The organism is Paenibacillus sp. J31P190 (genome assembly GCF_059692075.1).
The window spans coordinates 437,442-463,343 of sequence record NZ_JCAUAS010000003.1 but is presented as its reverse complement, the minus strand read 5'-3'; the positions used below and the strand labels follow the sequence as shown (position 1 = coordinate 463,343).

Below are 25,902 nucleotides of genomic sequence, written 5' to 3'. Positions count from 1 at the left end.
TTCGGATCTGGTTTACAAAGAAAAGAGGTGAACGGTGTGTCTGAGCCCTTGCAACGACTTGTTATTTTACATACGAATGACATTCATAGTCATTTTGAACAGATGCCCAAAATTAGCGCGTACTTTGATCGCGTACGTCGACTGTGGCCGGCTGATCAGGTGTTGACACTTGATATTGGCGATCATATGGACCGGATGCGCCCTGAAACGGAAGGCACGAATGCTTCTGCCAATTTGGAAATTATGAACGCGACAGGCTACGAAGCGATGGTCATGGGGAATAATGAAGGGCTAACGTTCACACCGGAATTGTTAAGAACGGTTGTGAAGGAGCATGCCAAATTCCCAATTATAGGCAGCAATATTGTAGAAGTGGCGACGAATAAGACGCCCGATTGGATGCTTTCTACACTTACGATTGAGAAATCGGGTCTCACCATTGGAATCATTGGGGTAACCGCGGCTTACCAAGCGTACTATGAACTGCTTGGATGGCATGTAACGGACCCAATCGAATCTGTAAAGGCCCATACTAGGCTTCTTCGCCCTAGTGTGGATATCATTGTTGTCATGTCCCACTTGGGATTGCGATCGGATCAACGAATGGCTGAGGAGCTGGAAGGCATCGATGTGATCCTCGGCGGCCATACGCATCATGTGCTTGAGGAGCCGCTCCTGCTCAGCGGCACCTATATTTGTGCGGCCGGCAAGTTCGGTCAGTATGCCGGCCATATTGAACTTGCCTACGACCCGGCGCAGCGCCGGATCGTAGAATTGAACGGCCGCGTCGTCCCTATGACAGACGCAAGTGAAGAAGACAGCAGCGTTACCACGCTGCTGGAGCACTACCGCATCGCCAGCGCGGCGGCGCTGGATGCGGAGGTGGCGCAGCTGCGGGAACCGCTGCGCCTGGATTGGTACGGCGAATCCCCGCTCGGCAACTTGCTTGCCGCAGGGATTCGCCGCTGGACCAGCGCCGAGATCGGGCTGGTCAATAGCGGCCAGCTCCTTCAGGGACTGAAGGAGGGGCGCCTGACACGCGGCAGATTGCTGGAAATCTGCCCGGGTCCGATCAACCCCTGCCGGCTGCTGCTCAGCGGGGCGGACCTGCTGCAAGCGCTCGAAGAGTCGCTGCTTGACGAGTTCATGGAGAAGCCGATACGCGGCTTCGGCTTCCGTGGCGAGGTGCTGGGCGTGCTGTGTGTCGACGGATTGACCGTCACGACCGACAGCACCCGTGCACCTTACGAACGCATCATCGCTGTGAACGTGGGCGATGAGCCTTTAGACCCTAACCGTGACTATGTTGTTGGCACGATCGATATGTTTACTTTCGGCTCAGGTTATTTATCGCTCAGCCGCGGTAAGCAGGTGACGTATATGCTGCCTGAATTTATCCGTGATGTACTCGCTTCTGAGCTTCGGGATGAAGACGCGATCCTAAGCAGTCATTTCCTAAGATTTACGGATAGAAGACCTCCAACTTATATGGAATAAGTCGAACAACCACGACCTTTGTCGAAGGAGTTGTCAGATCTACCAAGTTACAGGTAGAATAGATAATTGGACAGGAGTACAATTATAAACTCTCAATTCATAGGGGGAAAACATGCATACTATTTTTGAAGCGATCATTATCGGGATCGTAGAGGGGTTGACCGAGTTTTTACCGGTTTCTTCTACGGGGCATATGATTCTAGCACAAAGCCTATTAAACACCCAAAATGATGAAGTCATGAAAACCTTTGATTTTGTTATCCAGCTTGGCGCCATTATGGCCGTCGTCCTCATTTATTGGAAACGGATTTTATCTTTATTCGGGTTAGTGAAAAGAAAAAGCGAGAGTAAGACAGGAAAGAAACTGAACTTGCTTCACATTCTTATCGGGATCATACCAGCTGGTATCATCGGAGTCTTGTTTAATGATTTCGTCGACGAGAAGCTTTTTAACTCAACAACCGTGTTAATCGGACTTGTTCTTGGCGGTATCCTATTGATCATCGCAGAGAAGAAGAAGGAACAGCCGAGTGCTGTCGTTTTGGATGATTTGACTTATCGTCAAGCGTTCTTCATCGGTTTGTGGCAATTGGTATCCATTTGGCCAGGATTCTCCCGGTCTGGATCGACAATTGCGGGTGGCATGCTGTCCGGCGTAAGCCGCGCTGCTTCTGCCGACTTCACGTTCATTATGGCGATTCCAATTATGTTTGGAGCTTCAGGTGTCTACTTTCTTAAAAACTACGAAGCACTCTCTTCGAATGACTTAGGTTTCTTTATAGTCGGTTTTGTCGTTGCATTCATCGTTGCATTGTTAGCGGTTGTTACTTTCATAAAGCTTGTTCAAAATATGAAATTAACGTACTTTGCCTACTATCGATTTGCAGTAGCCATCATTTTCGCACTTTATATGTACTTAAAGTAACAATAACTGTTTTATTTATCGAACCGCGTCGAATGATGCGGTTTTTTTTATTGAACTTTTTTGTGAAATCTATTACATTTAGATAGAAAGTAACGCTCACCTATTCGGGGGTCCTGAAATGCTGTTAATGCCGATCAACATGTGTCATCCTGGAATGAGGTTGGCCAAGAATATTTACAACGACGATGGTATGGTCCTGCTGGCCGTTAATGTTGAGCTTTCTCAGAGACTCATTGATCGACTTTTTACATACGGAATCGACTACATATATATTCAAGATTCTAGGACCAATGACATCATTCAAGAGGATATTATTCAAGATGAAACGAGAACGAAGGCTGTTCTCGAAATCCGTAACACCTTTAAGAAGGTAATGGAAGATTCGAACAAACGCGGAGCCGTTAATTATTATGATATCGGACGTAACTTCCGCGATGTGATGAAAATGATTATTGACGATCTAAGCGCTCATCAAGGGGCTATGGTTATGCTCAATAATATGAATGTGAAAGATAATTACTTATTCCAGCATTCTGTGAATGTAAGTATTTATGCCATTATGCTGGGAATTAGCTTTGGATACAGTCGTGAGAACCTAGAAACACTCGGATTAGGCGCTTTGCTTCACGATATTGGTAAGACGAAAGTGCCACTTGGTATTCTTCGCAAGCCTTCGCAATTGACTGAGCAAGAATTTACTGAGATGAAGAATCATACGACATACGGGTTTAACATTTTGAAAGACGAACCAAACATTCCTCTTCTGTCTGCGCATTGTGCTCTTCAGCACCATGAGCGAATTAACGGAAGCGGTTATCCGCGTGGGATTCAAGGTACAGACATCAACGAATTTGCCAAATGGGTTGGGTTAGTCGATTCTTATGATGCTATGACGACAACAAGAGTATATAGAAGACCTTTACTGCCGCATGAAGCTATGGAGCAACTGTTCGCGGGCTCAGGCACGATGTATGATCAAAGTCAGATTGCCTTATTCCGTGATAAAATCGCGATTTACCCATTAGGCATAACAGTTCGATTGAATACCGGGGAGTTTGGCATCGTATCTAAGTTAAACGTGACCGTGCCTCATAGGCCGATCGTTCGCGTGCTGCAGGATCAATCCGGTCAAGAGCTAAAGGAACCGTACGAAATTGATCTGTCATCGAAGCTTTCTACATTAATTTCAGAAATTGGGGAAATTAAAGTAGGCGAATTTGATCCAGATGAAAGTATGCCGACGATATTTTAAGATAAAATATAGATAACAAGCACGAAGAACCTGGGATTCCAGGTTCTTTTTGCAAATTAGGGGGATGCATGTGAGAGAATCAGCTGTGAAAGGAAAGTTCTGGAGATGGGGATACGCGATGCATCGTTTCCGATGGCTCGTGCTGGTAATTGGCGTACTCCTGCTTCTCAGCTTTGCTATTTTTGCTCAGCAAACACCGGGTATGCTCAAAGATAACGGCTTTACGCCTAAAGGTAGTGAGTCTGATCGTGGCCTCATTCAAATGCGGGATGAGCTGGGTGTCCCACTTACGATGTTGAACCTGGTTTATACGGGGGAAGGGCTCGATATGACGGACAAAGTCCATCAACAAGCCATTTTGGACTCGCTTAGCGAACTTAAGAAGCTGCCGTATGTGGAAAGTGTGAAATTCGTCGCGACACCTCGTAACGAAGGTCATTTGGATGTACTAGCCGTATCCGTATCACTAAATCTAGATACCGACCCTGCTCTGGAGAAATATCCGGAGCTTAAAGAACGCGTGCACCCGCCAACTGGCATGAACGTATATGTGACCGGCGGACCTGCTATTTTGCATGATATGCAGGAAGCGAGTAAACATGATATTGCCAAATCAGAAGCGATTGGTTTGCCGATTGCGCTGATTGTATTATTAATTGTGTTTGGCACCCTGGTTGCGGCGCTATTACCTATGATCGTTGGGCTTATGAGTGTTACCCTTACATTAGGGATTACCTATTTTATCGCCCAGCACCAATCCTTATCGAACTTCCTTCCGAATATGGTGACGATGCTCGGTCTCGCCGTAGGAATTGATTACGCTTTGTTTCTCGTTAGTCGCTTTCGGGAGGAACTCAAGGTACAGAAGAATGTAGCTGAGGCTGTGGCTATGACGTGCCAGACTGCGGGGAAATCGATCTTTTTTTCAGGTATAGCGGTGCTGATTGGGCTGCTTGGCATGTTATTCGTAGATCTCACCTTTTTCCGCTCCTTGTGTTTGGGCGGTGTAATTGTCGTGTCGATATCCGTTATAGTCGCGAATACGATGCTGCTGTCACTTCTCGGTATACTTGGTGAAAGAATTAACTCTTTGCAGGTCGTTCCTAAACGCTTTCGGAAGCAAGAAACGTCACGCTTTTGGGAACGGATAGCTTATGCTGTAATGAAACGACCCGTTCTGCTGGTTGTCATCGTCGGGGGTGCCCTGATCTACACGATGACTCCGATGGGGCAAATAAAGTTAAACGTACCGAATGCTGAGGTGCTGCCTCCCAGCTATGAATCCCGATATGGCTCGGAATTATTGAAAGCGGCCTATGATCCGCGTATGATGGGGCCCATCCAAATTGTTATTCATACAGAAGGAGAAGTGTGGAAAGAGGCTTCGATTCGTCAGCTTCGGGCTTATAGTGATCAGGTTAAAGGAGTATCCGGGGTAAAAGATGTACAGAGTTTTATCAGTTCACTTGGTCAACGTTCGGATGCCGAGTTAGCAGCCATGCTAAGGGATTCAAATGTCAAAACACAAATAGAAGGCAATAAATTGGCAAAAGGACACACAGCACTAATGGTTGTAGTACCTGAGAAAGATACCGATGATCCGGCGACGGATGGCCTTGTCCGAGAACTTCGCAGCTTAAGTAAGGACGGACTTGAAATTGCAGTCACAGGAGGACCGGCCTATAGGTTGGATATTATAGATCGCATTCAGAATGAAATTCCTGAAGTATTAACTTTTGTGATGGGGATTACTTACATCGTTCTATTGCTTGCCTTTAGGTCCGTCTTGCTACCGCTCAAGGCTGTATTAATGAACATGCTCAGTCTTGGCGCGAGTCTAGGCGTTGTGGTGTTAGTGTTCCAGCATGGCTACATGGCTGATTTGCTGCACATAACGTCCATTGGTTATGTCAGTGCGACGCTGCCAGTTATCATTTTTTGTGTAGTATTTGGCATATCCATGGATTATGAAGTATTCCTGATTTCTCGCATTATGGAGGAGTATGAAGCAAGCGGTGACAATGATAAGAGTACGGCTGAAGGGCTTAAGAAAACTGGAAGTTTAATTACAAGTGCAGCTTTCATTCTAGTTGTAGTTGTAGGATCATTTATTTTTACAGATATCGAAATCATGAAGGCGTTGGGGCTTGGTCTAGGTCTCGCCGTGCTGATCGATGCGACCATAGTTCGAGTGATGCTGGTTCCAGCACTCATGAAACTGCTTGGGGATGCGAACTGGTGGGCACCTAAATGGCTGCGAATGAGTTCGCAATCGAAAGCAGAGAAGCGGTAGCGGAGCTACATAATAACTTGCCGCCGTTTCCTTTTTTGCGAATCATAAGTTACAATAAAGGGCATAGGTATAGGCATGATAGGAACAATTAGCTTGTGAATAGGAAATGATAGGTCAGGTGTAAACAGCATGAATATGAATGGAACAAGCTCCATCCTACCGGAGCTAACCCCCGATTACGATCCATGGGACCCTATTCGGTCTTATCGCAAATACGGGAAACACGTACTAACAAGTGTAGAGCTTACAATAACGAATTTGTGCAATATGCGATGTGAGCATTGCGCGGTTGGGGATTCGTTAACCATGTCGGAAGGACCGCGTATTCCCTTGCCGATCATTTTGAAGCAGCTGGACCAGGTTGAGCATTTAGAAACGATCAGCTTGACCGGTGGAGAGCCTTCGTATCACATCAAGATCGTCAAAGACTATATGCTTCCAATCCTTAAATATGCACGAGAGCGCGGTATACGTACACAAATCAATTCCAATTTAACGCTTGACTTAGCCAGGTATGAACTTCTCGCTCCATATCTGGATGTCATGCATATTTCTTTCAATTACTTGAACGCTGCCGATTTCCATCAAGTCGGCTTTGTGAATAGCGGGCATCCTGTTAGTCATGATACAGCGGCGCGCATGTATGAACGTATGGTTGATAACACGATCGCGCTTAGCAAAGGTGGACTTTATGTCTCAGCGGAATCGATGATTAATACACGCACACATGAGAAATTACCGCAGATTCATAAGCTCATTGAGGAAATGGGTTGCAAGCGCCATGAGGTTCACCCGATGTATGCCAGTTCCTTTGCCTCCCATCTTCCAATGGTATCTCTGGACGAGTTAAGAACGAGCATTCATCGGTTGTTAGACAGCCGGAATCGTGACATGTGGATGCTGTTTGGCACATTGCCATTCTTTGCTTGCAACGATCTTCAAGAGGACAGAATATTGGTTAAAAGGCTTCGCGAGGAGCCGAATGTAACCGTACGTAATGATCCGGATGGACGCAACCGCTTGAATGTGAGCACTTTTACAGGAGAGGTGTTCGTCACGGATTTTGCAAATGAACCCGCTCTCGGTAACATTCATGACGACCAGTTAGATACCATTTTTGCCCGTTGGGAGAATAATCCGCTGAATCAGCGTGTAAACTGCTTCTGCAGCAGCGCTTCTTGTTGTGGCCCTAACCTGCTGGTAGCCGACTCGTATTACCGTTCTGTTGATTTCAAAAGCCGCAAAGCTATCATCTAATCATATTACTGAAGGAGATATACGCTTGCCACATACTTCGTTTGATTTCGGTTCCATTGTTCTTAACCTGATAGTAGTTATTATATTAGTCTTGCTCAATGGTTTCTTCGTTGCTGCTGAATTTGCGCTTGTGAAAGTTCGACAATCCCGCATTCAACAGTTAGTCAATGAAGGCAGCGGCAAAGCAAAGTATGCCATCAAAGTTACGTCGCAGCTAGATACTTATTTATCAGCAACACAATTGGGGATTACACTTGCCTCTCTGGGACTAGGCTGGGTTGGTGAGCCTGCCATCTCGGAGTTGATCATGGAACCCCTCTTACATAAGCTTCAAGTAGAGACTTCGGTTTATACGACAACATTGTCTTTCATTGTTTCTTTTGGATTTATTACGTTCCTACATATTGTGCTCGGTGAGCTGGCTCCGAAATCGTTCGCGATTCAAAAAGCGGAATTAACCTCACTATGGCTTTCAGCGCCGCTGCTCTTCTTCTACAGAGTGTTTCGCCCGATTATCTGGGTGCTTAATGGTACAGCAAATAAATTTCTTTCATGGATTGGTGTAGATCCGGCAAGCGAGCATGAGGCGGCACATACAGAGGAAGAGATTCGTATCTTAATGGATGAGAGTGTCAAAAGCGGCCATATCGATCAAGATGAAATGGTGCTTTTCGATAATATTTTTGAATTCTCAGAACGCATTGCCCGTGAGGTGATGCTGCCGCGGACTGATATGGATTGTCTATACCTTGAGCTAAGCTTCATTGATAATTTGCGTATGGTTCATGAGACGAAGCATACACGTTACCCTGTGGCGGATCAAGATAAGGATAACATCGTCGGTTTCGTTCATATTGCTGATTTACTAACAGCAGATCCGGATGAAGAGCAGGAAATTAAAAACTTTATACGTCCAATTCTCAATGTTCCAGAGTCGATGGAAGTCAGCCGCGTATTGAAATTAATGCAGAAAAAACATTCCCAACTTGCTATCGTCATTGATGAGTACGGTGGTACTGCAGGACTTCTAGCACTAGGGGACATTCTGGAGGAGATCGTTGGCGAGATGCACGATGAGTTCGATATCGATGAACGGCCCGGTGTTGAGGTGAAAGAGAAGTATACGTCCGTAGACGGCCGTGTCCTGATTGAAGACTTGAACGATATGCTGGATCTGGACATCGAGGACGATGATGTGGACTCTATCGGTGGTTGGTTGTTTAAGAAGCTTGAAGGTGCACCTGTAAAAGGCAAAAGGGTGGCTTTTGGCAACCATGTGTTTGAAGTATCCGAAGTAGATCGACTGCGTATCGTGCGCATTCACATAACGAAAATCAACCCTGTCAAACCTGTAGATGAATAAGCGGAGGAGTACTGATGTCGCCTAAGACGATCTTAATCATGGTGCTTGGATTGCTGCTATTGTACGGATTGTTCACCATAGGTTTGCCATTCTTACTCGCGCTCGTGACAGCTATTTTCTTGGACCCTTTAACCGTACTTCTCATGCGTGCTGCAAGGGTGAACCGATTAATTGCAGCTGCGATCATTTGTACCGTCTTTACGCTGCTGACGCTGACCTTATTTTATTTCATTGGGTTAAATGTCGTCACAGAGCTCATTGATCTTGGCCGCAAAGCGCCAAATTATATGGATGAAGTGAATAAGTATATGGATCAAGCTGTCAACCGCACACAGTTGTTCTATGATTCCTTGTCACCAGATATGGCGGCACAAGTGCAAACTTGGCTGGAAAGCAGTACAGAAACCTTAACAGGGGCTTTAACCAATGTATTAAGCGGCATTTCTGGTTTCTTTTTAAATATGGCTGGAAAAATTCCGAATTTATTTATCTTAATGCTCATGTACGTCATTGCTTTATACTTGTTTATGTTTAGTTTGCCAAAGCTTAGGATGTCTTTTCTGTCCATGTTTGAAGAGCATTCCAAAGGGAAGATGGAAAACGTGCTGACTTACCTGCGGGAAGCTATCTTTGGCTTCATTCGAGCTCAGCTCATCATGGCCGTGTTAACCTATTTAGTCACGTTTATAGGCTTGCTGGTCTTAAGCGCTGAATATCCGCTAGCCATTTCCTTATTAGTAATGGTTATGGAGTTCGTTCCTGTGATTGGTACCGGGCTTGTGTTTATTCCTTGGCTCGTCTATCAACTGCTGATTGGACATACGGGAATGGGGGTAGGATTGTTAATCCTTTTCCTTGCTTTGACGATATTCCGCCGCATTGTAGAGCCAAAAGTGCTCAGTGATGCTGTTGGAATTAATGCGCTCGCTGCTTTGATCAGTTTGTACGTTGGTTTCGAGTTATTAGGAATAACTGGTCTCTTTCTGGGGCCTTTGGTTGTTATTATTTATCAAGCTATGCGTAAAGCAGGCCTGTTGAACTTAAATATTAAGCTGGATTGAGCCACAGTAGATGAACAGGGTGGTAAGGTATGAAGTTAATTTTATTTGATTTGGATGATACGCTGTTTGACTTCTCAAGTACGTGGAATGTCGTGATGAAGAAGATGTTTGCGGAACATGAGGTGACCAAAGAGTATGATAACGAGTCGTTCTTCTCCGCATTTCAAAAGAAAAGCGATGAATTATACTACCTATATGAACAGCGCATTTGCACGGTTGAAGCGTATCGCAACCGAAGGCTGATCGAAACATTAGCTGACCACCAGTACACGATGTCGGAAGATGAGGCAGATGCTTTCAACCTCCAGTACGTCCAACAATATGAAAAAAGCTTAGAGCCTGATCCTCACGTGTTGGAGCTGCTGCTAAAGCTCAAGGAGCGTTATCAGCTAGGAATTATTACGAATGGACCTCATGATATGCAAGAGGGTAAAATAGTGCGTCTAGGCCTGAAGGAATTATTTCCTCCTGAGCAGGTGTGGATCTCTAATGTCGTCGGTATAGCCAAACCTGATCCACGTATTTATCAACTGGCGCTTGATTATTTCAATGTGCTGCCAGAGGACACTTTATTCGTTGGTGACTCATGGGAAGCGGATGTAGCTGGTCCGCTGCAAATAGGCATGAAGGCAGTTTGGCTCAATAAATATGGTAAAACGGCTCCTGCCTCAGCCTCCGATAAAAAACCGCTAGCGATCGTTAGTCAGCTTCATGAACTTATTGATTTTCTAAATTGGTAAGCCTCTGATTCATAAATTGAAGTCCCTGCTTTGTTGCCCGATGGCAACGCGGCAGGGATTTTTTTTCAATATACGCGCTTGGCTCCTAAATATTTAGGTCCCCAGTACGAACTCATCATACTCTGAGGATAAATGCCAGCTGACCTAGTAGCTGATAAGAACTGCCCATTCCCCATGTAGAAGCCTACATGGTCCACCACTCCCGGAGCTGCAATTGCAAAGAAAACCAAATCGCCTGGCTGCAAATTAGGTTGACTTACAGAGATTCCTGAATCAAAAAGGCCTTTAGACGTAGTCCGCACAGCGGGTATCCCATGTTTGTTGAACATGAAATAGACAAAGCCAGAGCAATCAAAGCCTTGCGGGGTCACACCTCCCCAAAGATAAGGTACTCGAATGAAGTTCATGGCATCTTCCAACATCGTACGTTTGGTTAAGGCATGGACGATTCTGAGCCTAGTTGCGGCGTCTACGATCCCTGTGGAAGGAAGGAGATAAGCTTTCTGGTAATCTTTCACGGCTTGTGTGGTTATTGTTCCAAAGTAACCGGTTACAGTTGGATATGTAAAAAAACCGAGGCTTTTCAAGTTTCTTTGCAGTTCCGAAACAGAGGTACTCGTCATTCCTCGCGTCAAAGCTGTATTACTTGTTATTGAGGTAGTGGCAGCGGCAGAAACAGGAGATAAGGCGAATATACTGCTTACGGAGGTTGTTACGAGTATTGCGGCAATTGCGAGAATCAGCTTTGGATTAGTCATCGTAATTCCCTCCATGGTGTACGTAGATTCTACAAATCCTTCGTTTTGATAACGATTGATTTCATTGTAGCCGTCAACGATTAGCCCATACAATATGGAAATGTTGGAAAACATGTGATTTTGGCCAAGTCATGCAGCATATAACGAGCATATAGGCCTTTGTTGATACGCCTGTTTACTCCCAAGACAGAAGAGGAGGAGAGATATGCATATGCATGCGGATTCACAATTCAAAAAATATTTTCCATTCATCGGTCCGTTTGATCCTTGTCCACCCATTCGAGTGAAATTGTATAACACACCGCCACAATTATATATTAACTTTCAACCACCCGGCTTGCCACAGTTTAGCCCCTATGAAGCATTGAGAAAAGGAACGCTCTGGCCAGCGCTTTACGGACCTTATGAGTCCAAAGCGGTAGAAGGAGGCCCATTGACATGAGTGAACCCATGTTACCAGACTCGTATTACAGACAGCTTCACGATCTGCAAGCCGTAGATTTCGTCTTAGTCGAGCTGACGCTGTATTTAGATACTCATCCTGATGATCTGGGTGCCATTCAACAATACAATCAATTCGCACAGAAGAGGAAACAAATTGCTGGGCAGTTTGAGATGGAATTCGGCCCCCTCATGCATTTCGGTCATAGTTATACCAAACAACCTTGGCAGTGGTGTGAGCCTCCATGGCCATGGCAAGTCTGAGAAGGAGGAGAGCGCATGTGGATTTATGAAAAAAAGCTGCAGTATCCGGTCAGAGTCAGTAAATGCGACCCTCGGATGGCTAAACTGCTCCTTGAACAATATGGGGGTGCTGACGGGGAGCTTGCGGCGGCATTGCGATACTTGAATCAACGCTATTCGATCCCAGATAAGGTGGTGGGGCTGCTAACGGACATTGGGACTGAGGAGTTTGCCCATTTAGAAATGATCGCAACGATGGTGTATAAGCTTACAAAAGACGCAACCATCGATCAACTGAAGGCCGCTGGTCTGGACGATCACTATGTGAGCCACGACAAGGCGCTCTTTTATCAGAATGCATCCGGTGTACCTTGGACAGCCGCCTACATACAAGCCAAAGGAGACCCCATCGCGGACCTCTATGAGGACATTGCCGCAGAGGAGAAAGCAAGAGCCACCTATCAATGGTTGATTGATGTAACCGATGACGTTGACCTGCAGGACAGTCTAAAGTTCCTCCGCGAGCGAGAGATTGTGCATTCCCTGCGATTTAGAGAAGCTGTTGAAATTTTGAAGGATGATCGGGAGGCACAGAAGGTTTTTTAATAAGGAGGAGCAGACAAGGACGAGGTAGCTAGGATAAGGGATAAAAGAAGCGGGCCAGTGAGGCCTGCTTTTTGTTGTTTTACGCAAGTCGTAAAATCGGAAACAGACGTTCAGTCGATATCCACTAGTTTCATCGCTGTGCTACTTTAGGCTCCGAAATCGCGCTTATTTTAATTGCGATTAGTTGAAAGCGCGTTTTCTGAGCCTCCGGAGACCATTGATTCATTCATCCTATCTCGCTCTACATTGAAGTGTCATAAATCGGGATCAAGCATCATTTATGCCCAATTGAGGTTGCTGAATGAATAAATCTATATTCGAGGTTGAATGATGTTGTAGTAAGTGCAACAATTGGTGCCTAAAACTCGCCTCTCTCGCTTCGTTGTTGCATCATGTACAACAATTTGGTCCTATACAGGCCATTTCGCAACATAGGGACTAGAAATGTTGTACAAACTACAACTTCAAGTTGCGAAATAGCCTTTGGACGTGTGAATTGTTGTAGAGAATACAACATAGGTAACTACTATAACCCATTTGCCCTCACGAAAGCTGGATGACTCTCAATCGAATTTTGGAGTTTTGAATATCAGTTGTGAGGAGGCATAATGAATCAATCGACAGCCTCCTCTGTTCTCTCTTATTTTAGGCTCCGAAACGGAGCTTATCGCAAGTTCCATCAGTTGAAAGCACGGTATTGGAGCCTATACGCTTATGTCACTTCTAACTTGCATAGGCTCTTTGAAAGTGACAGTTGCAGGGTTAAGGAACAAGATTTAGTGGGGGAGAGGAGAATTGAAAGCCTCAGCAGCAAAAGATGCAAGGATGTATGAATGTAAGGATGTAAGGATGTAGGAATGCAGAAGATGCAAAGGATGTAAATGTTGTAAATGTTGTAAATGATTTAATGATACAAAAGGAATACCAGTGCTGTTCTTGTATGAGTGGCAATAAGCGGATATCCGTCTAATTGTTCCTAGCTGCAAGCAAGCCTAAGAATTCCTTCAGCGCAATGGTTGTAGTGGATAAACCGCTGGAAGATGGAATGAATTTGCTTATACTTAGGAGCTGATTCTGCTGAGAAATATAGTCGTTAGGGTATGGGACTACATCTATTTTGAGTTTTTGGAATTGCTTAACGGATCTGGCCATGTGGAAGGCAGATGTGATGAGAATTGGAGATTTCCATCCTTTTTCTGTGAGAATAGCTTGTGTATTCACGGCATTTTCCTCGGTATTGCGACTCTTATCGTCCATGGTAATGGATGATTCGGGAACGCCAAGCGCGAGAAGGTGCCTTTTGGCAATTTGGGATTCATTGCCCGTATCACGAAACACTTGACCGCCAGACAAAAGGATAGGCAGCTTTGTGCTTCGGTATAGCTCAGCAACAGTTAATACACGCGCGGCCGTGTTTCCAGTCAGATATCCTTCCCCTTTGGTAAGAGGGTCTGGATTTTCCAAGGTTGCGCCTCCTGTTAGGAGAACTAGCACGTCGCCGGACACTTGAACTGGTGGTGTGTACCTTCTTTCAATGGAATTTAGTAATGCATTGCCGAAATAAGGCATGGAGGATACGCCTAAAAGAAGTGCGGTTAGACCCACAAGTAGCGTACCGAGGTACTCCTTTTTTTGCTTCAGCCATAAAGCTATAGCCAAGAGTAGAAGTATGATAATTCCAGGAGGGAATAATAGGGTGTAAGCGATTTTTATCAAATAAATCATATCAGGTGTCAGACCCTTTCTTTTGTAAGCTCAAGTATGGTTTTAGGGGTTTTCGACAAAAGTTGGTACTTTCCTGCAAATTTACAAGAGCTTCAAAGTAGCGAGATGCAAAAAGCCCCGGCTTCGCGATATGAACGAAGTCGGGGCTAGTATCAACAAATATGTGCGTCAAGCCTACTTATGCTGTAATTTCTTTGCCGCGAACCCATACTTGTTCGAGCTCTAATTCAGGGCTGACGAGCAGCAAGTCAGCCTGCTTGCCCTGCGCAATCGAGCCGTGCGACCCCTCGAGGCGCAGCAGCCTCGCAGGGTTGCCGCTTGCGAAGCGGCTCGCGTCTTCGACGCTGACACCGACCTCACGCACCATAAACCGGAGCGCCTCGATCATCGTCAGCGTACTGCCGGCGAGCGCGCCGCCTTCCGTCAGCCGGGCTACGCCCGACTGTACGGTCACGGCTTGCCCGCCCAGCTTGTACTGCCCGTCGCCGAGTCCCGCGGCTGACATGGCGTCCGTGATCAGCAGCAAGCTATGCGGCTGCTTCACCATAGCCAGCAGGCGAATCGCTGCCGGGTGCACGTGGTGCCCATCAGCGATCACTTCGCCGCTGATGCGTTCGTCGGTGAGGATCGCACCGACGGTTCCAGGTTCGCGATGATGCAGCGGCTTCATCGCGTTGTAGGTGTGCACCGCATGCGTAAGCCCCTCTCGAACCGCCGCCTGAATGTTGGCATAGGTCGAGTCAGTGTGGCCGCAAGCGGCAACGATGCCATGATCGCGCAGCCACGCGATCATCTCAAGGCCCCCCTCGCGTTCGGGGGCTAGGGTCAACTGCTTCATGAGCTGCGGATAGCGCTCGTGCCAGTCTTCGATCCATGAGAGCTGAGGCGGTACCATGAGGTTCGGATCTTGCGCGCCTGCCCATTTGGGTGAGATGAAAGGACCCTCTAGATGTACGCCGAGCAGCTGAGCATATGGCATCTCCTGGTTCTTATAGCGGTCTACTTCACCAAGGACTCGATCAATTGCATATCGAGTCGCTGTCATCGTCGTAGCCAGCATGGAGGTTGTGCCGTGTAAGGCATGAAACCGAGTAATAATGTCAAGTGTCTCTGGATTCGCATCCATGAAATCGGCACCGTATCCTCCATGAACATGAACATCGATGAACCCTGGCAACAACCAGCTGCCATGGGCATCGACTGACCTAGCGGCAGAACCGGCAGCAGACGGGTCCCACTGTGACATATCGCCAACAAAAGCGATAAAGCCATCCTTCACATGAAGGATGCCTCGCTCAATAATTCCCTGCTCAGTTACGATTTTAGCCCCCGAAATCACAAGTTCACTCATTCAAAAAGCCTCCCCGCCTCAGCATCAAGAAGAACGACAAGGTGTGGGTGAGTTTGCAAAAGGGTTGCCGGAATTTCCGTTGTAATCGGACCTGTAAGTGCGCGATGTACGATTTCGGCTTTATCGGCTCCACGAACGATCAACAGGATCGTTTTGGCTTTCAAGATGGTGCCTACACCCATGGTTAAGGCATGAGTCGGAACTTCATCGATGGAGTTAAAGTAACGTGCATTCGCTTCGCGAGTTTCCTCTTTTAATTCTACGCGGTGTGTACCGCTGATCAAGGAATGATCAGGTTCATTAAAACCAATATGCCCGTTATGGCCTAAGCCGAGAATTTGCAAATCGATTTGTTTCGCTTCTTCTAAAAGCTGGTTATAACGTTCGCATTCCGCTTCTAGATCCGCTGCATTACCGTTTGGGATATGGGCTCTAGCAGCAGGTAAGTCAATATGTGCAAACAAATGCTGCTGCATATAAGCGTGATAACTTTCTGGGTGATCTACCGGTAAACCGCAATATTCATCCAAATTAAAGGTTGTGACGGATTTAAAGCTAACCCGTCCTTTATCGTAAGCTTTAACTAGCTCCTCATAAACGCCTACAGGTGTTCCGCCTGTGGCTAGACCCAATACCGCTTTAGGCTGCATTTGGACAAGCGAGGTAATAATGCCGGCTCCAGCTTCATTCAGCTCTTGTTGATTTTGAAAAATATGAAGATTCATGATCGTCTTCCTCACTTTCAAAGATAAGTTATCGAATAGGGATGTTTGCAAGATGTGATCCCTATTTTGACTAATTATGATGGTATTTTGCATGAAAATATCATTTTAAAAACAAATTACTCTCATTTCAATCATAACTGAATTTTTTCTTATCGGCAACAGGCTTTTTCCTAATTATGAATATTGACTTACATGGGTATGTTTGCCATTCTTATCTAAGATCATAACTTTTATTTTCTATACTGAGCATAAGAAGGAGCTTGATAATGAGTAATCAGAGAAACCAACCCGAAGCGATGCTTTTTGACTTGGACGGAACATTATTTCAGACGGAGACCTTACTTCTGCCTGCTTACCATAAGACGTTCGATGAGCTTCGAGCTAAAGGCCTTTTTACTGGTGAGACTCCGCCGGAAGAACGAATTTTAGGGGCGCTAGGTATGCTTCTTGAGCATATCTGGGAGCGGGTTATGCCAAATGAGCCGATGGCCACTCGTCAGGAAGCAGATAAGCTTCTGATCAAGTATCAAGTGGAGGGACTGCAGCAGGGGCAGGGCGATCTTTATAAAGGAGTGGCTGAAACCTTAGAAGTTTTACATCGTAAAGGAATTCGTTTATTTGTCGCAAGCAATGGACTTGAAGATTATGTTCGGCATGTTATTGATTCTAAAGGTGTAGCGCATTTATTCGAAGGATTGTACAGTGCAGGGCAATATCGAACAAGATCCAAGGTGGATTTAGTAAAAATACTGCTGGAAACACATCATATCCAATCAGCCTGGATGGTTGGCGATCGCTCATCCGACGTAGAGGCAGGACTCCAGAATAACCTAACCGTAGCGGCTTGCGATTATGCAGGTTTTCGTGAGTCGGGAGAGCTAGAGGGTGCGCATATACGAATCCGCAGCTTCGCCGAACTGCTTGAATATTTGTAATTGAGGGCTAGGCTGTCGCAAACATGGCTAGATAGGCATACACTGTAGAACTTTGATAGAAAAAGGGTGATCAGAATGCCTTCTTTTATAGGAATATTCAACGTTATTAGGAATGAAGGAAATCTGGTGAACGGCGATACTTGCGTAATTGCTCCGACAAGCGCATCCAAAACCTATACAGGTGGAGGCGGCGGAATTACGGGAGATTTTGGGGTAACCAATACGCTGGTTAGCGCAACGATCACGTTTGACCCGGATGGGATAGAGGCTGGAGCGAACAAAGCCGGAACGGTGGCATAGCAGTTAGAGAACCATTCGTTAGATCGATTCAGGCTCAAGTGAATTTGAGCAAATGAATCGATCTTTTTTTTGCAGAAACGATATTGACATCAGCATGTTTCACTTACTATTATGTATATATGAGCAATTGTTCATATATAGTGTTGCCATGTATAAACCAAACGGCAGCATTTCATTCTAAAGGATTGAGAGACAGGGAGGGAAATCCATGCAGCATCATGAGTCTGACGTACAATCACATCAACACAAAGATCACTCTAATTGCAGCGGTCACGTGGGTCACCAAGGACACGAGCACGCTCACCATGGACATCATCATGGACATCACCACCATGGCCACAGCGGAAATAAACAAGGACTCCTTATTGCGCTATGTATTACAGCGAGCATCATGATTTTAGAGTTTGCAGGTGGATTATGGACCAATAGTTTAGCGCTGCTCTCGGATTCAGGCCATATGTTAAGTGATGCAGGCTCTCTTGTATTGAGTCTCACCGCCCTTTGGTTCGCTGCCAAGCCATCATCAGCTCATAAATCCTATGGTTTTCATAGAATTGAAATCTTAGCGGCTCTTTTCAATGCTGTCACCCTATTTGTAATAGCAGGGCTCATTATCTGGGAAGCAATTGGGCGATTTATGGATCCTCCTACTGTTGCCAGCGGTTCAATGATGCTCATTGCATGCGTCGGTTTAATGGCCAACTTACTTAGTGCTTGGGCACTTATGCGTAAAGGGGATGTGCATGGCAATCTCAATCTGCGCAGCGCTTATCTGCATATTCTAGGTGATGCTTTGGGCTCTGTGGGCGCTATATTAGCCGGTGGGGCTATGCTGATCTTCGGTTGGTATGCGGCGGATCCAATCATTAGTATTATTGTATCTCTACTTATTCTTAAGGGGGCTTGGACCGTCCTGAAATCGACGATCCATATATTGATGGAGGGAACTCCAGCAACTGTTTCTTATGGGGATGTCAAACACGCACTGGAGAGCATTGATGGTGTTATTAATGTTCATGATTTACATATTTGGACAATTACTTCAGGCCTTGATTCTCTGAGCTGCCATTTACTCATTGCCGATGATCATGATAGTCAGGTAGTCCTCCAGAAAGCTATTCATCAAATAGAGGAACGATTTCAAATCACTCATGCTACTATTCAAATTGAAAACTCGACTAACGCCCATCCGGAACTAAAAGTATAACGAAGCAAAACGCTAAGGAGGGATGATCATGGAAAAAATAGAGATAGAAGCAATTGAAGATGAGGACACATGTACTTGTACAGGGGCTGATTCGGTACAGCTTATACAGGAACCTCAAATAACGGAGGAGCAGGCCGTAGGGATTGCGGAGGTATTCAAAGCCTTAGGCGATCCGACAAGGGTTAAAATGATCTATTACCTGCAGCAAAAGGAGCTATGCGTGCATGATCTTGCAACGCTTCTTGCGATGGGGCAGTCGGCTGTTTCACATCAGCTCCGCTACTTGCGGGATTTGCACATTGTCAAAAGACGTAAAGTGGGGAAAACGGTCTTTTATTCGCTAGACGATGACCATATTGAGCAAATTTTTGTTCAGACTTTGGGACATCTTCAGCATATGTAAGCCGGAAGCTGGCTAGTTTTTTAGCTGACGCTTCCGATTGCTTGCCTTATGATTCGGCTTTTGTTTCTTCTGTTTGTTGTTCTTCTATTTTTATTTTCTTTTGTTTCATCATCCAGACCGCATATTCAAGTGGCCTTGTAACCGCCTTCTGATAGATCGAATGTTGACCAATTTTGCGAAATACTTCTCGTGATGGCTTAGGATTGACTTCAAGCAGCCAAATATTTCCTTTGGGATCTACGGCAATATCCATGCCTAACTCGCATAACTTACCGAATTTACTTTCCAAATAGTTAGCGAGCTTATACGCGAAGCTGTTCATCTCTTTCTTAATTGCATCCATTTTTTCTTCAGAAGAAAAACGGTAGGCTAACAATTTATCCTGGGTGACTGCACTCCCGCCGCCATGAAGATTTGAAGTGATGCTGCGATGAGGACCAATACGTCCCGCACAACCTGTGACTTCCCACTCACCATGGCCATTTTTCTGAATTAGCAAACGATAATCATGCACACGGCCATCCCTCAGTGTTAGCTGGATTCCTTGCTGAACCACATAATCGGGGCTCAATTTCAGGGTATGCAGTTTGATCGCAAGCTGTTTTTCCGTCGCACGGAATGGAGCGATGATGGTTCGTTGCTGATTCCTTCCTTGTAATAAAAAAAGATCAGAACCGAGCTGTTCAATTCGTAATATTCCTCTTCCACCCGTGCCATTCTTCGGTTTTACATAGATTAGCTTATGCTTCTTTAGAACCTTCAGCAGCTCCTGCACGGAGCTAAATCGGACAGTAGCAGGTAAATAGGGGCGAATGCTCTCATTTTCTGAAAGGGTTTGATGCATCGACCATTTGTTAGCTAAAGGTTTACTTAAATAGGTAAGCTTGGCATGTTGATTACGAAATGCTTTGAGCATCTGATAATTTGCCGCCGCTTTATACCGGCAGCGATCATAAATAATAGGGGGAAAAGAAGTCCGCTTGCGAATCCATTTCCCCAGACCGGAATCATACGTCAGCGTACGAACGGCGTTGTCACCTTCGACGTCATCCGGGGTAAATACCTCAACTTGCACACCAAGTTTCTTTCCCTCCCTACTTAACCGCTGAAAGTAAGAGAGCTCTTCGAGCCGAGATTTACTTAAATAGATAGCGAGTACGCCCAGTCTTTTCGATGACAAGCATAATCACCTTCTTCTCCCATGATTGATCAAGTAAAGGCTGTAACGGATAATGCGTTCAAGTGACTTTTGACGAATTTTGGGTTCATCGAATTTCATTGGTTTAGAATTAGCTTCGAAGAACCAGATGTGTCCAGCGGTATCGACACCAATATCCATCGACATTTCGCCAAGTTGATTGCCGGATGACTTCTCAATTTGCGCAGCGAGTGTAACAGCGGCTTTGCGAACTCGTTTCAAAATATTTTTGGCTTCCGTGCCACCAAACGCACTCGTAAGCAGCTTGCGTGGCTCGTCGATTGATCCGCCGCGAGGTACATGTGTCGTGATGCTAGCTTTACCAGCTACACGAGCTCCAATACCGGATACACTCCAGACGCCTTTGGACGTCTTCTGGACCAAAGCGCGTAAATCGTAAGCTCGCCCTTTGTATCTCGTTAAAGCGATACCTTGCTGCACAATGTAGTCATGGGTACCACGGTGTTTATTCCATTCATTCCATAGTTCATCAGTGGAATTGTGGTAACTATAAGCCATCTTCTTATCTTCTTGGCGGCTCAGCCGATAACGGCGGCCATTTTCAGTCGTATATCGATCAATGCGCATAATGCCTTTCCCTGCTTTACCTTTAACTGGTTTTAAGTAGAGAACGGCATGTTTACGCAATAGCTGAGTCAGATCATTTGCCGAGTTCAATTGCTGCGTATCGGGCATATAAGGTTTGCTTTCTTTGGCACTATTTAACCACCCGAACAAGGTCCATTTGTTGAAGAAGGAAGGATTGAATAACTGAATGCTGGAGCTGCGATTGCATGATTGAATGGTTTGCTGGACTTCAGGCCTCATTTCCATCTTGCGATAGGGAATACGATTGTATACAACTTGTGGAGCGGGAACGAGTTCCCTGCTCCATTTTTTGGTTTCGGCATTGAAGCGATAACCATATATTTCGGGGCTGGATAAGGTGAAGTCCTTCGTAGTCACGATGTATACATCAACGCCAAGTTGTTCGCCAGTTTGAATTAAATCACGGAAATTGTCCAGATTGCCACGAAATACACGCTTACTATCCTTAACAGTGAGAATGGCCAGAGTAGGTTTTTTAAGTCCTATCTCATGAAGGAAGAAGACCATTAGTTTTCCCTCCTAGAGCGGAAGCGACTCAAAAAGAGGCAGTGCTCGTAAATATTTTGTAGGGTAGCGACGTCCCCTTCTTTCAAAGAGGGATGCTTGAAAATGGATCTCCCCGGTTTGGCATTTGCTTCGAACATCCAGATTTTCTCGCTTTGATCAATTCCGATATCGAATCCGAGTTCTCCAAGTAAATGGTTATAGTTATTCTCGATACCCTCAGCGAGCTTAATCGCTGTTTCTTTGGCATTGGTAAGCACTTGCTCCGCGCGACTGCCGTAGATTTGACGCAGTACCTGTTCTGGCGTCATTAATTGACCGCCATTGCGGATATGGGTTGTGACGCTGCCTTTACCGGATTTCTTTGCGCCGATCGCTGCTACGACCCAATTGTTATTGCCGTTCTTCGTTAAATGGAAGCGAAAATCAATAGGGCAGCTGTCAATTTCAATGAGACGAATTCCTTGCTGTGCGACATAATTCGTGAGGCGGCCACGTCCAGTTCCAAGCATTTGCATTAAACCCTCGAATTTTCCGTAACGGATGAGAACATTTTTACCGCCCTTGCGGTACCGAACGAAGTAACCTCGCTTAGGGTTATAAGTCACACGGAAAATGCCGATTCCTAAAGAGCCTGCCGTTGGTTTCAAGTAAATGAATTTATGCTTATCAAGCATTTCCTTAATTTGATCAGCAGACGGATTGATCTTGGATTCTGGGACGAAGCGGAAAGCATCATCGCCATCTAACATCTTGTAAACGTCCCATTTATCAAAGAAGCTCCAGTTAAAGAGGGGAATCCCCCTTCGAACAAATCGGTCTTTAAAGCCTTCCATCCCTGCAGATTTCTCCGCTTTGCGGCTGGACATTCGATTATAGACAACATCAGGCAATGGGAATGTTTTGCGTACCCAACCTCCGCCTTCTTTTGGAATAATGCCTGTAACCGTTTCTTGAATCCAATTTACGCTGCTGGGGCTGAAAGCGAAAGCGAAGGACTTCGTTGAGGCTGTACTCATAACTTGGCGAATGAATCCAGTTTTTGTACCGAAGGGCGATGTACCGCTCGCTACGTTGGTCAAGATACCAATGACAGGACCGATACGAAGTTCTTTATTATTGTTATTGGTTACGAACACACTCCCTGTTCGAGGAATGCGTAAGGAGGCCATTAGGGAAAGCGGAATGTACATATGCTGACCACTTTTTTTGATCAGACGGATCGGTAGGGTCGCTTTTTTAGTGCCAACCTTTACAGTTATCGATTTATTGCCGGTTAACCGTAAAGCTTTGACGAGTTCACTTGTTAAGTAGACCGATCTATCTGTTCGTTGTACGGCGTGGAGCATACACGTTGTCAAACTCATTAGGTTACCCTCCTAAACTTGTTGCCCTACGGGGCTTTCCGTGTCAAAACAGGCAGATTTGACCATCTGCCTACTTTGGCACATACCAGCAAAGCCAAGCTCAACTCAGCTTTTTGTGGAGTAAGAATCCAGCATAATGTATAGGGTTTGCAATGGATGTCGTGCGTGCTTTCTCGTTACACATTCGTGCGAAAATCATCCTGCCCGGCTTCGAGTTCACTTCAAGAATCCACACGCGACCACAAGAATCAATCCCTAGATCAATACCAAGCTCAGCCAGTCGCCCGTGATGAGCTTCCAGAAAAGGGGGAATTCGGCTTGAAAGCATATCGAGTGTTGCTATAAGCTCATTTGCCTTCGAGTCACCAAACTCCCTGGTAAGGAACGAGGTCACATCTTCAGCAGTGCCTCCGCCATGTAGATTGGAGGTGATGCTTCCAGGTTTACCAATACGTACGGCCATGCCGGTACTTTCCCATAACCCACGGCCGTTTTTTTGCACGAGGGAACGTACATCGTAAGCCATTCCCCCTGTTGAGTGGAGAGTTAGGTATTCTTGTATTAGATAGGGTCGCATACCAATCAGGTTGCGAAGCCAAAGCCAGCACGAGTCAAAGTCTTTAAAATTACGCTCTATGGGGTGATTATGGGCGTCGCGCCCTTTTATATGAAAAGAGCAGTTATCGTCCATAGTACTTATCTTGTGAATGTGCAAGGCACCTCTGCCTTGGCTGCCACCCTGTGGTTTCAGGAAAACGTCGCTCCTTCTACGAAGCCACTTTCTTAGCTCGGTGCCACTTGTCAGCATACTCGTTTTAGGTAAGTAGAGATGCAAAGTGCTGTCTTTCTGTAGGATCTGACCCACTTCCCATTTTCCGCTCAAACCGTAACCGAGAAAACGAATATGGGGTTTCGCACGCAGCTTGCCAACATGGTAACGGTACTGCCTATAGCTGTGTTTATTGCTAAAGAAGCATCGATCATAGATAAGTGAAGGAAGAGGGAAGAGTTTCATGACCCACTCGTGTGTTTCACTCAAGTAGGTGTAACCTTTCACCATATCTTGCTTCCAATCGATACGATTCGGTGAGAATACGAACACGTCGAGGCCCTCGCTATCACCATAAGAAATGAGATGTTCAAAAAAGTCCGAACTTGCAAAAGGCAGCTTTCGATTCTGTTCCGTCACCATGATCCCTAACAAGGGACGACTTGCGCTTAACCGCATGTTTTCACCTCAGAACTTCGCTAAAAAACGCGCATACTGCACGATTTGTTTCACAGACGGTCTAATTTTCCGTTCATTGTTAAGGGGGGTATTATCATCCTTGGACGGTTTGGAGTTTACTTCAAGCAACCAAACTTTCCCCATTTTATCTACAGCAAGGTCGATTCCTAGCTCTCCAAAATGATTAGGAATTTGTGTTTCAATCCCTTTGGCGATGTCTAGAGATGCCTTGCGCAAACGTCCCGAAACTGAGACACGTGTAGCAGACGAAAACGATGATTTAGCAAGTGCTCCAGGCACGGTCGTAAGGCTTCCGCCACGAGCCAGGTTAGAGACAAAATGCTGCGTTCCTGCAACGCGGCCAACAATCGACGTTATCGCCCATTGTCCTAAGGCTCCCCTCTGTACAAGCGCTCGGAAATCAACAGGGTTACCGTCGGAAGTGATGAGATCGAGTCCTTGTTGTAATTGATAACGTTGTGTCTTGAGCTTGCCGGATAAGGCCTGGAACACAGCGGTTAGCGAAGGGAAAGATTGTTTGCGAACCCCAGCTAGGTTCGTAAAATGACAGGTAAAGCCATCTCCAGCTTCCTTGCGAATGCGAATGATTCCTTTACCTAAACTTCCGGTAATCGGTTTAAGGAATAGGACCGGATGGCGTGCGGCCATGGATTTCAACATCTGATAGTTTTTGAAAAGATAGGATTCGGGTAAATATCCATGGAGGGTGTTATCTTTGCGCAAGGCCTCGAATACTTCAGTTTTGTTCAAATATTTCTCATTAAAGATGTCAGTGGCATGGCGAGCTTTGACGTCTTTCATGAATTGTTGAACATTGGTCATGTTTTCGTATTTGCGCGAGGTAAGGCGATTATAGATGACATTGGGGATCGGAAACGTTTTTTTGCTCCAGGAACCATTGGAATAAGAATACGCAGATAGAGTTTGGGCATTGGCATGCATTTCATCTGGCGGAAAAAAGCACACAATAGCCCCAAAAAGGTCACACGCGTCCGTCATTTCTCTACAAAAAGCGGTGATAGCACCGAATGGGCGATCATTTGAGCTAGCATAAACTCGGCTAATCATTACGCCAATCAAGGGTCCGATCGACAAGGTGCTTTCTTTTTGCCTATAATGAAGATTGAGTTGGGCCCCATGATGAAGACCGATTTTGGAAGCGAGAGCAGGGTTTATACGTAAACTGTTCGACGTTGATGCGGTGACAACTTTGACATCCTGCTTGGCAGAGCCAAATCGCATAGTAATCGTTTGATTGGACGGAACTTTCCATTTTTTTGCAATGGCTTCACTTAGAACAACGGTCCGATCATCCAAATAGATGCTGGTGCCTTGAATGGATATTCCAACTTTCGTCCGGGTCAATAGCGAACACTCCTTCCAGCATCAAAAATGGCATTGTTTGCTTAAGCAAAGTAAACTACTCCATCATATGAGGACATATTTCCCTTGGTGCCTAGGCATCTGTCCGAAAGTGCCCTTTTATTCGTTGAGTAAGTACATTGGCCATTACAAATGAAAAATGAGGAGGAAATAAAATGAATGTACATGATAAGGCTTACGAATTGGCAAAAGCAATTAAGGAAAGCAGCGAATACAGGGATATGAAGGAGTTCCGCTCCATTATTAACGGCGATGCATCCAGTAAGAACTTGTTGGGAGATTTTCGCAATCGTCAAAATGAGCTGCAGCAGAAAATGGCGGGAGGCGAAATGCCACCGCAAGAGGATATGGAAAAATTACAGAAACGGTATGAGGAGCTCGCCCTCAATCCGCGTATTAACCAATTATTCGATGCGGAGCGTCGATTGTCGATCATGCTGGAAGATGTGCAGCGGATTATTGCTGAGCCGTTAGAAGCAATGTTGAAATAAAAAAGAGTGTATCCCTGTA

Annotated in this window: 25 protein-coding genes; 16 read left to right on the top strand and 9 right to left on the bottom strand. The window is 45.6% G+C overall.

Translation table 11 applies throughout. The features are described from left to right. Positions 1-36: 36 nt before the first annotated feature. From AC58U0_RS09185 to AC58U0_RS09150, 8 genes are all read left to right on the top strand, one after another. On the top strand, positions 37-1,497 hold the full coding sequence (locus AC58U0_RS09185) for a bifunctional metallophosphatase/5'-nucleotidase (RefSeq protein ID WP_497378702.1): 1,461 nt from the start codon (positions 37-39) through the stop codon (positions 1,495-1,497). A gap of 112 nt (positions 1,498-1,609) precedes the next feature. Then, the gene (locus AC58U0_RS09180) at positions 1,610-2,422 is read left to right on the top strand and encodes an undecaprenyl-diphosphate phosphatase (RefSeq protein ID WP_497378701.1); all 813 of its coding nucleotides are present in this window, start codon (positions 1,610-1,612) and stop codon (positions 2,420-2,422) included. Positions 2,423-2,540: 118 nt separating this feature from the next. Further along, positions 2,541-3,674, top strand: coding sequence for an HD-GYP domain-containing protein (locus tag AC58U0_RS09175; protein ID WP_497378699.1), 1,134 nt, complete (start codon positions 2,541-2,543; stop codon positions 3,672-3,674). Between the two features lie 64 nt (positions 3,675-3,738). Beyond that, positions 3,739-5,967: an MMPL family transporter gene (locus AC58U0_RS09170; protein ID WP_497378698.1), complete on the top strand. Its 2,229-nt coding sequence runs from the start codon at positions 3,739-3,741 to the stop codon at positions 5,965-5,967. A gap of 129 nt (positions 5,968-6,096) precedes the next feature. Continuing rightward, positions 6,097-7,224, top strand: a complete 1,128-nt coding sequence (gene yfkAB / locus AC58U0_RS09165; RefSeq protein WP_497378696.1) for a radical SAM/CxCxxxxC motif protein YfkAB — start codon at positions 6,097-6,099, stop codon at positions 7,222-7,224. Between the two features lie 25 nt (positions 7,225-7,249). Continuing rightward, positions 7,250-8,587 (top strand): hemolysin family protein, encoded by a 1,338-nt coding sequence (locus tag AC58U0_RS09160; RefSeq protein ID WP_497378694.1) that lies wholly within the window; start codon positions 7,250-7,252, stop codon positions 8,585-8,587. 14 nt (positions 8,588-8,601) lie between these two features. Beyond that, the gene (gene ytvI, locus AC58U0_RS09155; protein ID WP_497378692.1) at positions 8,602-9,648 is read left to right on the top strand and encodes a sporulation integral membrane protein YtvI; all 1,047 of its coding nucleotides are present in this window, start codon (positions 8,602-8,604) and stop codon (positions 9,646-9,648) included. A gap of 29 nt (positions 9,649-9,677) precedes the next feature. Further along, positions 9,678-10,388, top strand: a complete 711-nt coding sequence (locus AC58U0_RS09150) for an HAD family hydrolase (protein WP_497378690.1) — start codon at positions 9,678-9,680, stop codon at positions 10,386-10,388. 65 nt (positions 10,389-10,453) lie between these two features. Here AC58U0_RS09150 and AC58U0_RS09145 read toward each other — a convergent pair whose 3' ends face one another. Continuing rightward, on the bottom strand, positions 10,454-11,146 hold the full coding sequence (locus AC58U0_RS09145) for a C40 family peptidase (RefSeq protein ID WP_497378689.1): 693 nt from the start codon (positions 11,144-11,146) through the stop codon (positions 10,454-10,456). Positions 11,147-11,351: 205 nt separating this feature from the next. Here AC58U0_RS09145 and AC58U0_RS09140 point away from each other — a divergent pair, with 205 nt between their 5' ends. The 3 genes from AC58U0_RS09140 to AC58U0_RS09130 are packed head-to-tail and all read left to right on the top strand — an operon-like array spanning position 11,352 to position 12,436. Beyond that, positions 11,352-11,588: a spore coat associated protein CotJA gene (locus AC58U0_RS09140; RefSeq protein WP_376773852.1), complete on the top strand. Its 237-nt coding sequence runs from the start codon at positions 11,352-11,354 to the stop codon at positions 11,586-11,588. Then, positions 11,585-11,851, top strand: coding sequence for a spore coat protein CotJB (locus AC58U0_RS09135; protein WP_047676707.1), 267 nt, complete (start codon positions 11,585-11,587; stop codon positions 11,849-11,851). Before AC58U0_RS09140 ends, AC58U0_RS09135 begins: the two co-directional genes overlap by 4 nt. Before the next feature lie 15 nt (positions 11,852-11,866). Then, positions 11,867-12,436: a manganese catalase family protein gene (locus tag AC58U0_RS09130; protein WP_060645668.1), complete on the top strand. Its 570-nt coding sequence runs from the start codon at positions 11,867-11,869 to the stop codon at positions 12,434-12,436. A 966-nt stretch (positions 12,437-13,402) separates the two neighbouring features. Here AC58U0_RS09130 and AC58U0_RS09125 read toward each other — a convergent pair. From AC58U0_RS09125 to nagB, 3 genes are all read right to left on the bottom strand, one after another. After that, on the bottom strand, positions 13,403-14,005 hold the full coding sequence (locus AC58U0_RS09125; RefSeq protein WP_497378848.1) for a YdcF family protein: 603 nt from the start codon (positions 14,003-14,005) through the stop codon (positions 13,403-13,405). A gap of 334 nt (positions 14,006-14,339) precedes the next feature. Then, the gene (gene nagA / locus AC58U0_RS09120; protein ID WP_497378688.1) at positions 14,340-15,512 is read right to left on the bottom strand and encodes an N-acetylglucosamine-6-phosphate deacetylase; all 1,173 of its coding nucleotides are present in this window, start codon (positions 15,510-15,512) and stop codon (positions 14,340-14,342) included. Then, entirely contained in the window at positions 15,509-16,237 is a 729-nt protein-coding gene (gene nagB / locus AC58U0_RS09115) for a glucosamine-6-phosphate deaminase (RefSeq protein ID WP_497378687.1), read from the bottom strand. Before nagB ends, nagA begins: the two co-directional genes overlap by 4 nt. A 266-nt stretch (positions 16,238-16,503) precedes the next feature. Between nagB and AC58U0_RS09110 the strand changes: the two genes are divergently transcribed. From AC58U0_RS09110 to AC58U0_RS09095, 4 genes are all read left to right on the top strand, one after another. After that, positions 16,504-17,172, top strand: coding sequence for an HAD family hydrolase (locus AC58U0_RS09110; protein ID WP_497378686.1), 669 nt, complete (start codon positions 16,504-16,506; stop codon positions 17,170-17,172). A gap of 75 nt (positions 17,173-17,247) precedes the next feature. Beyond that, a complete protein-coding gene (locus AC58U0_RS09105; RefSeq protein WP_497378685.1) occupies positions 17,248-17,472 on the top strand; it encodes a spore germination protein in 225 nt (74 codons plus the stop codon). A 208-nt stretch (positions 17,473-17,680) separates the two neighbouring features. Continuing rightward, on the top strand, positions 17,681-18,679 hold the full coding sequence (locus tag AC58U0_RS09100) for a cation diffusion facilitator family transporter (RefSeq protein ID WP_497378683.1): 999 nt from the start codon (positions 17,681-17,683) through the stop codon (positions 18,677-18,679). Positions 18,680-18,707: 28 nt separating this feature from the next. Beyond that, the gene (locus tag AC58U0_RS09095) at positions 18,708-19,082 is read left to right on the top strand and encodes an ArsR/SmtB family transcription factor (protein ID WP_497378682.1); all 375 of its coding nucleotides are present in this window, start codon (positions 18,708-18,710) and stop codon (positions 19,080-19,082) included. 46 nt (positions 19,083-19,128) lie between these two features. Here the strand turns inward: AC58U0_RS09095 and AC58U0_RS09090 are convergent, their stop codons facing one another. From AC58U0_RS09090 to AC58U0_RS09070, 5 genes are all read right to left on the bottom strand, one after another. Beyond that, positions 19,129-20,262: a YheC/YheD family endospore coat-associated protein gene (locus AC58U0_RS09090; protein ID WP_497378680.1), complete on the bottom strand. Its 1,134-nt coding sequence runs from the start codon at positions 20,260-20,262 to the stop codon at positions 19,129-19,131. A gap of 6 nt (positions 20,263-20,268) precedes the next feature. Further along, positions 20,269-21,396 (bottom strand): YheC/YheD family endospore coat-associated protein, encoded by a 1,128-nt coding sequence (locus tag AC58U0_RS09085; RefSeq protein WP_497378679.1) that lies wholly within the window; start codon positions 21,394-21,396, stop codon positions 20,269-20,271. After that, positions 21,396-22,760: a YheC/YheD family endospore coat-associated protein gene (locus AC58U0_RS09080; RefSeq protein WP_497378678.1), complete on the bottom strand. Its 1,365-nt coding sequence runs from the start codon at positions 22,758-22,760 to the stop codon at positions 21,396-21,398. The genes AC58U0_RS09085 and AC58U0_RS09080 overlap by 1 nt, the downstream gene beginning before the upstream one ends. 100 nt (positions 22,761-22,860) lie before the next feature. Beyond that, positions 22,861-23,988: a YheC/YheD family endospore coat-associated protein gene (locus AC58U0_RS09075; protein WP_497378677.1), complete on the bottom strand. Its 1,128-nt coding sequence runs from the start codon at positions 23,986-23,988 to the stop codon at positions 22,861-22,863. Positions 23,989-23,997: 9 nt separating this feature from the next. Then, positions 23,998-25,374 (bottom strand): YheC/YheD family endospore coat-associated protein, encoded by a 1,377-nt coding sequence (locus AC58U0_RS09070; RefSeq protein WP_497378676.1) that lies wholly within the window; start codon positions 25,372-25,374, stop codon positions 23,998-24,000. A gap of 173 nt (positions 25,375-25,547) precedes the next feature. On the opposite strand from AC58U0_RS09070, the gene AC58U0_RS09065 reads away from it, so the two are divergent. After that, positions 25,548-25,883 carry a YlbF family regulator gene (locus AC58U0_RS09065; protein ID WP_497378674.1) on the top strand — a complete coding sequence of 112 codons (336 nt, stop codon included), beginning with the start codon at positions 25,548-25,550 and terminating at the stop codon, positions 25,881-25,883. Positions 25,884-25,902: the final 19 nt, after the last annotated feature.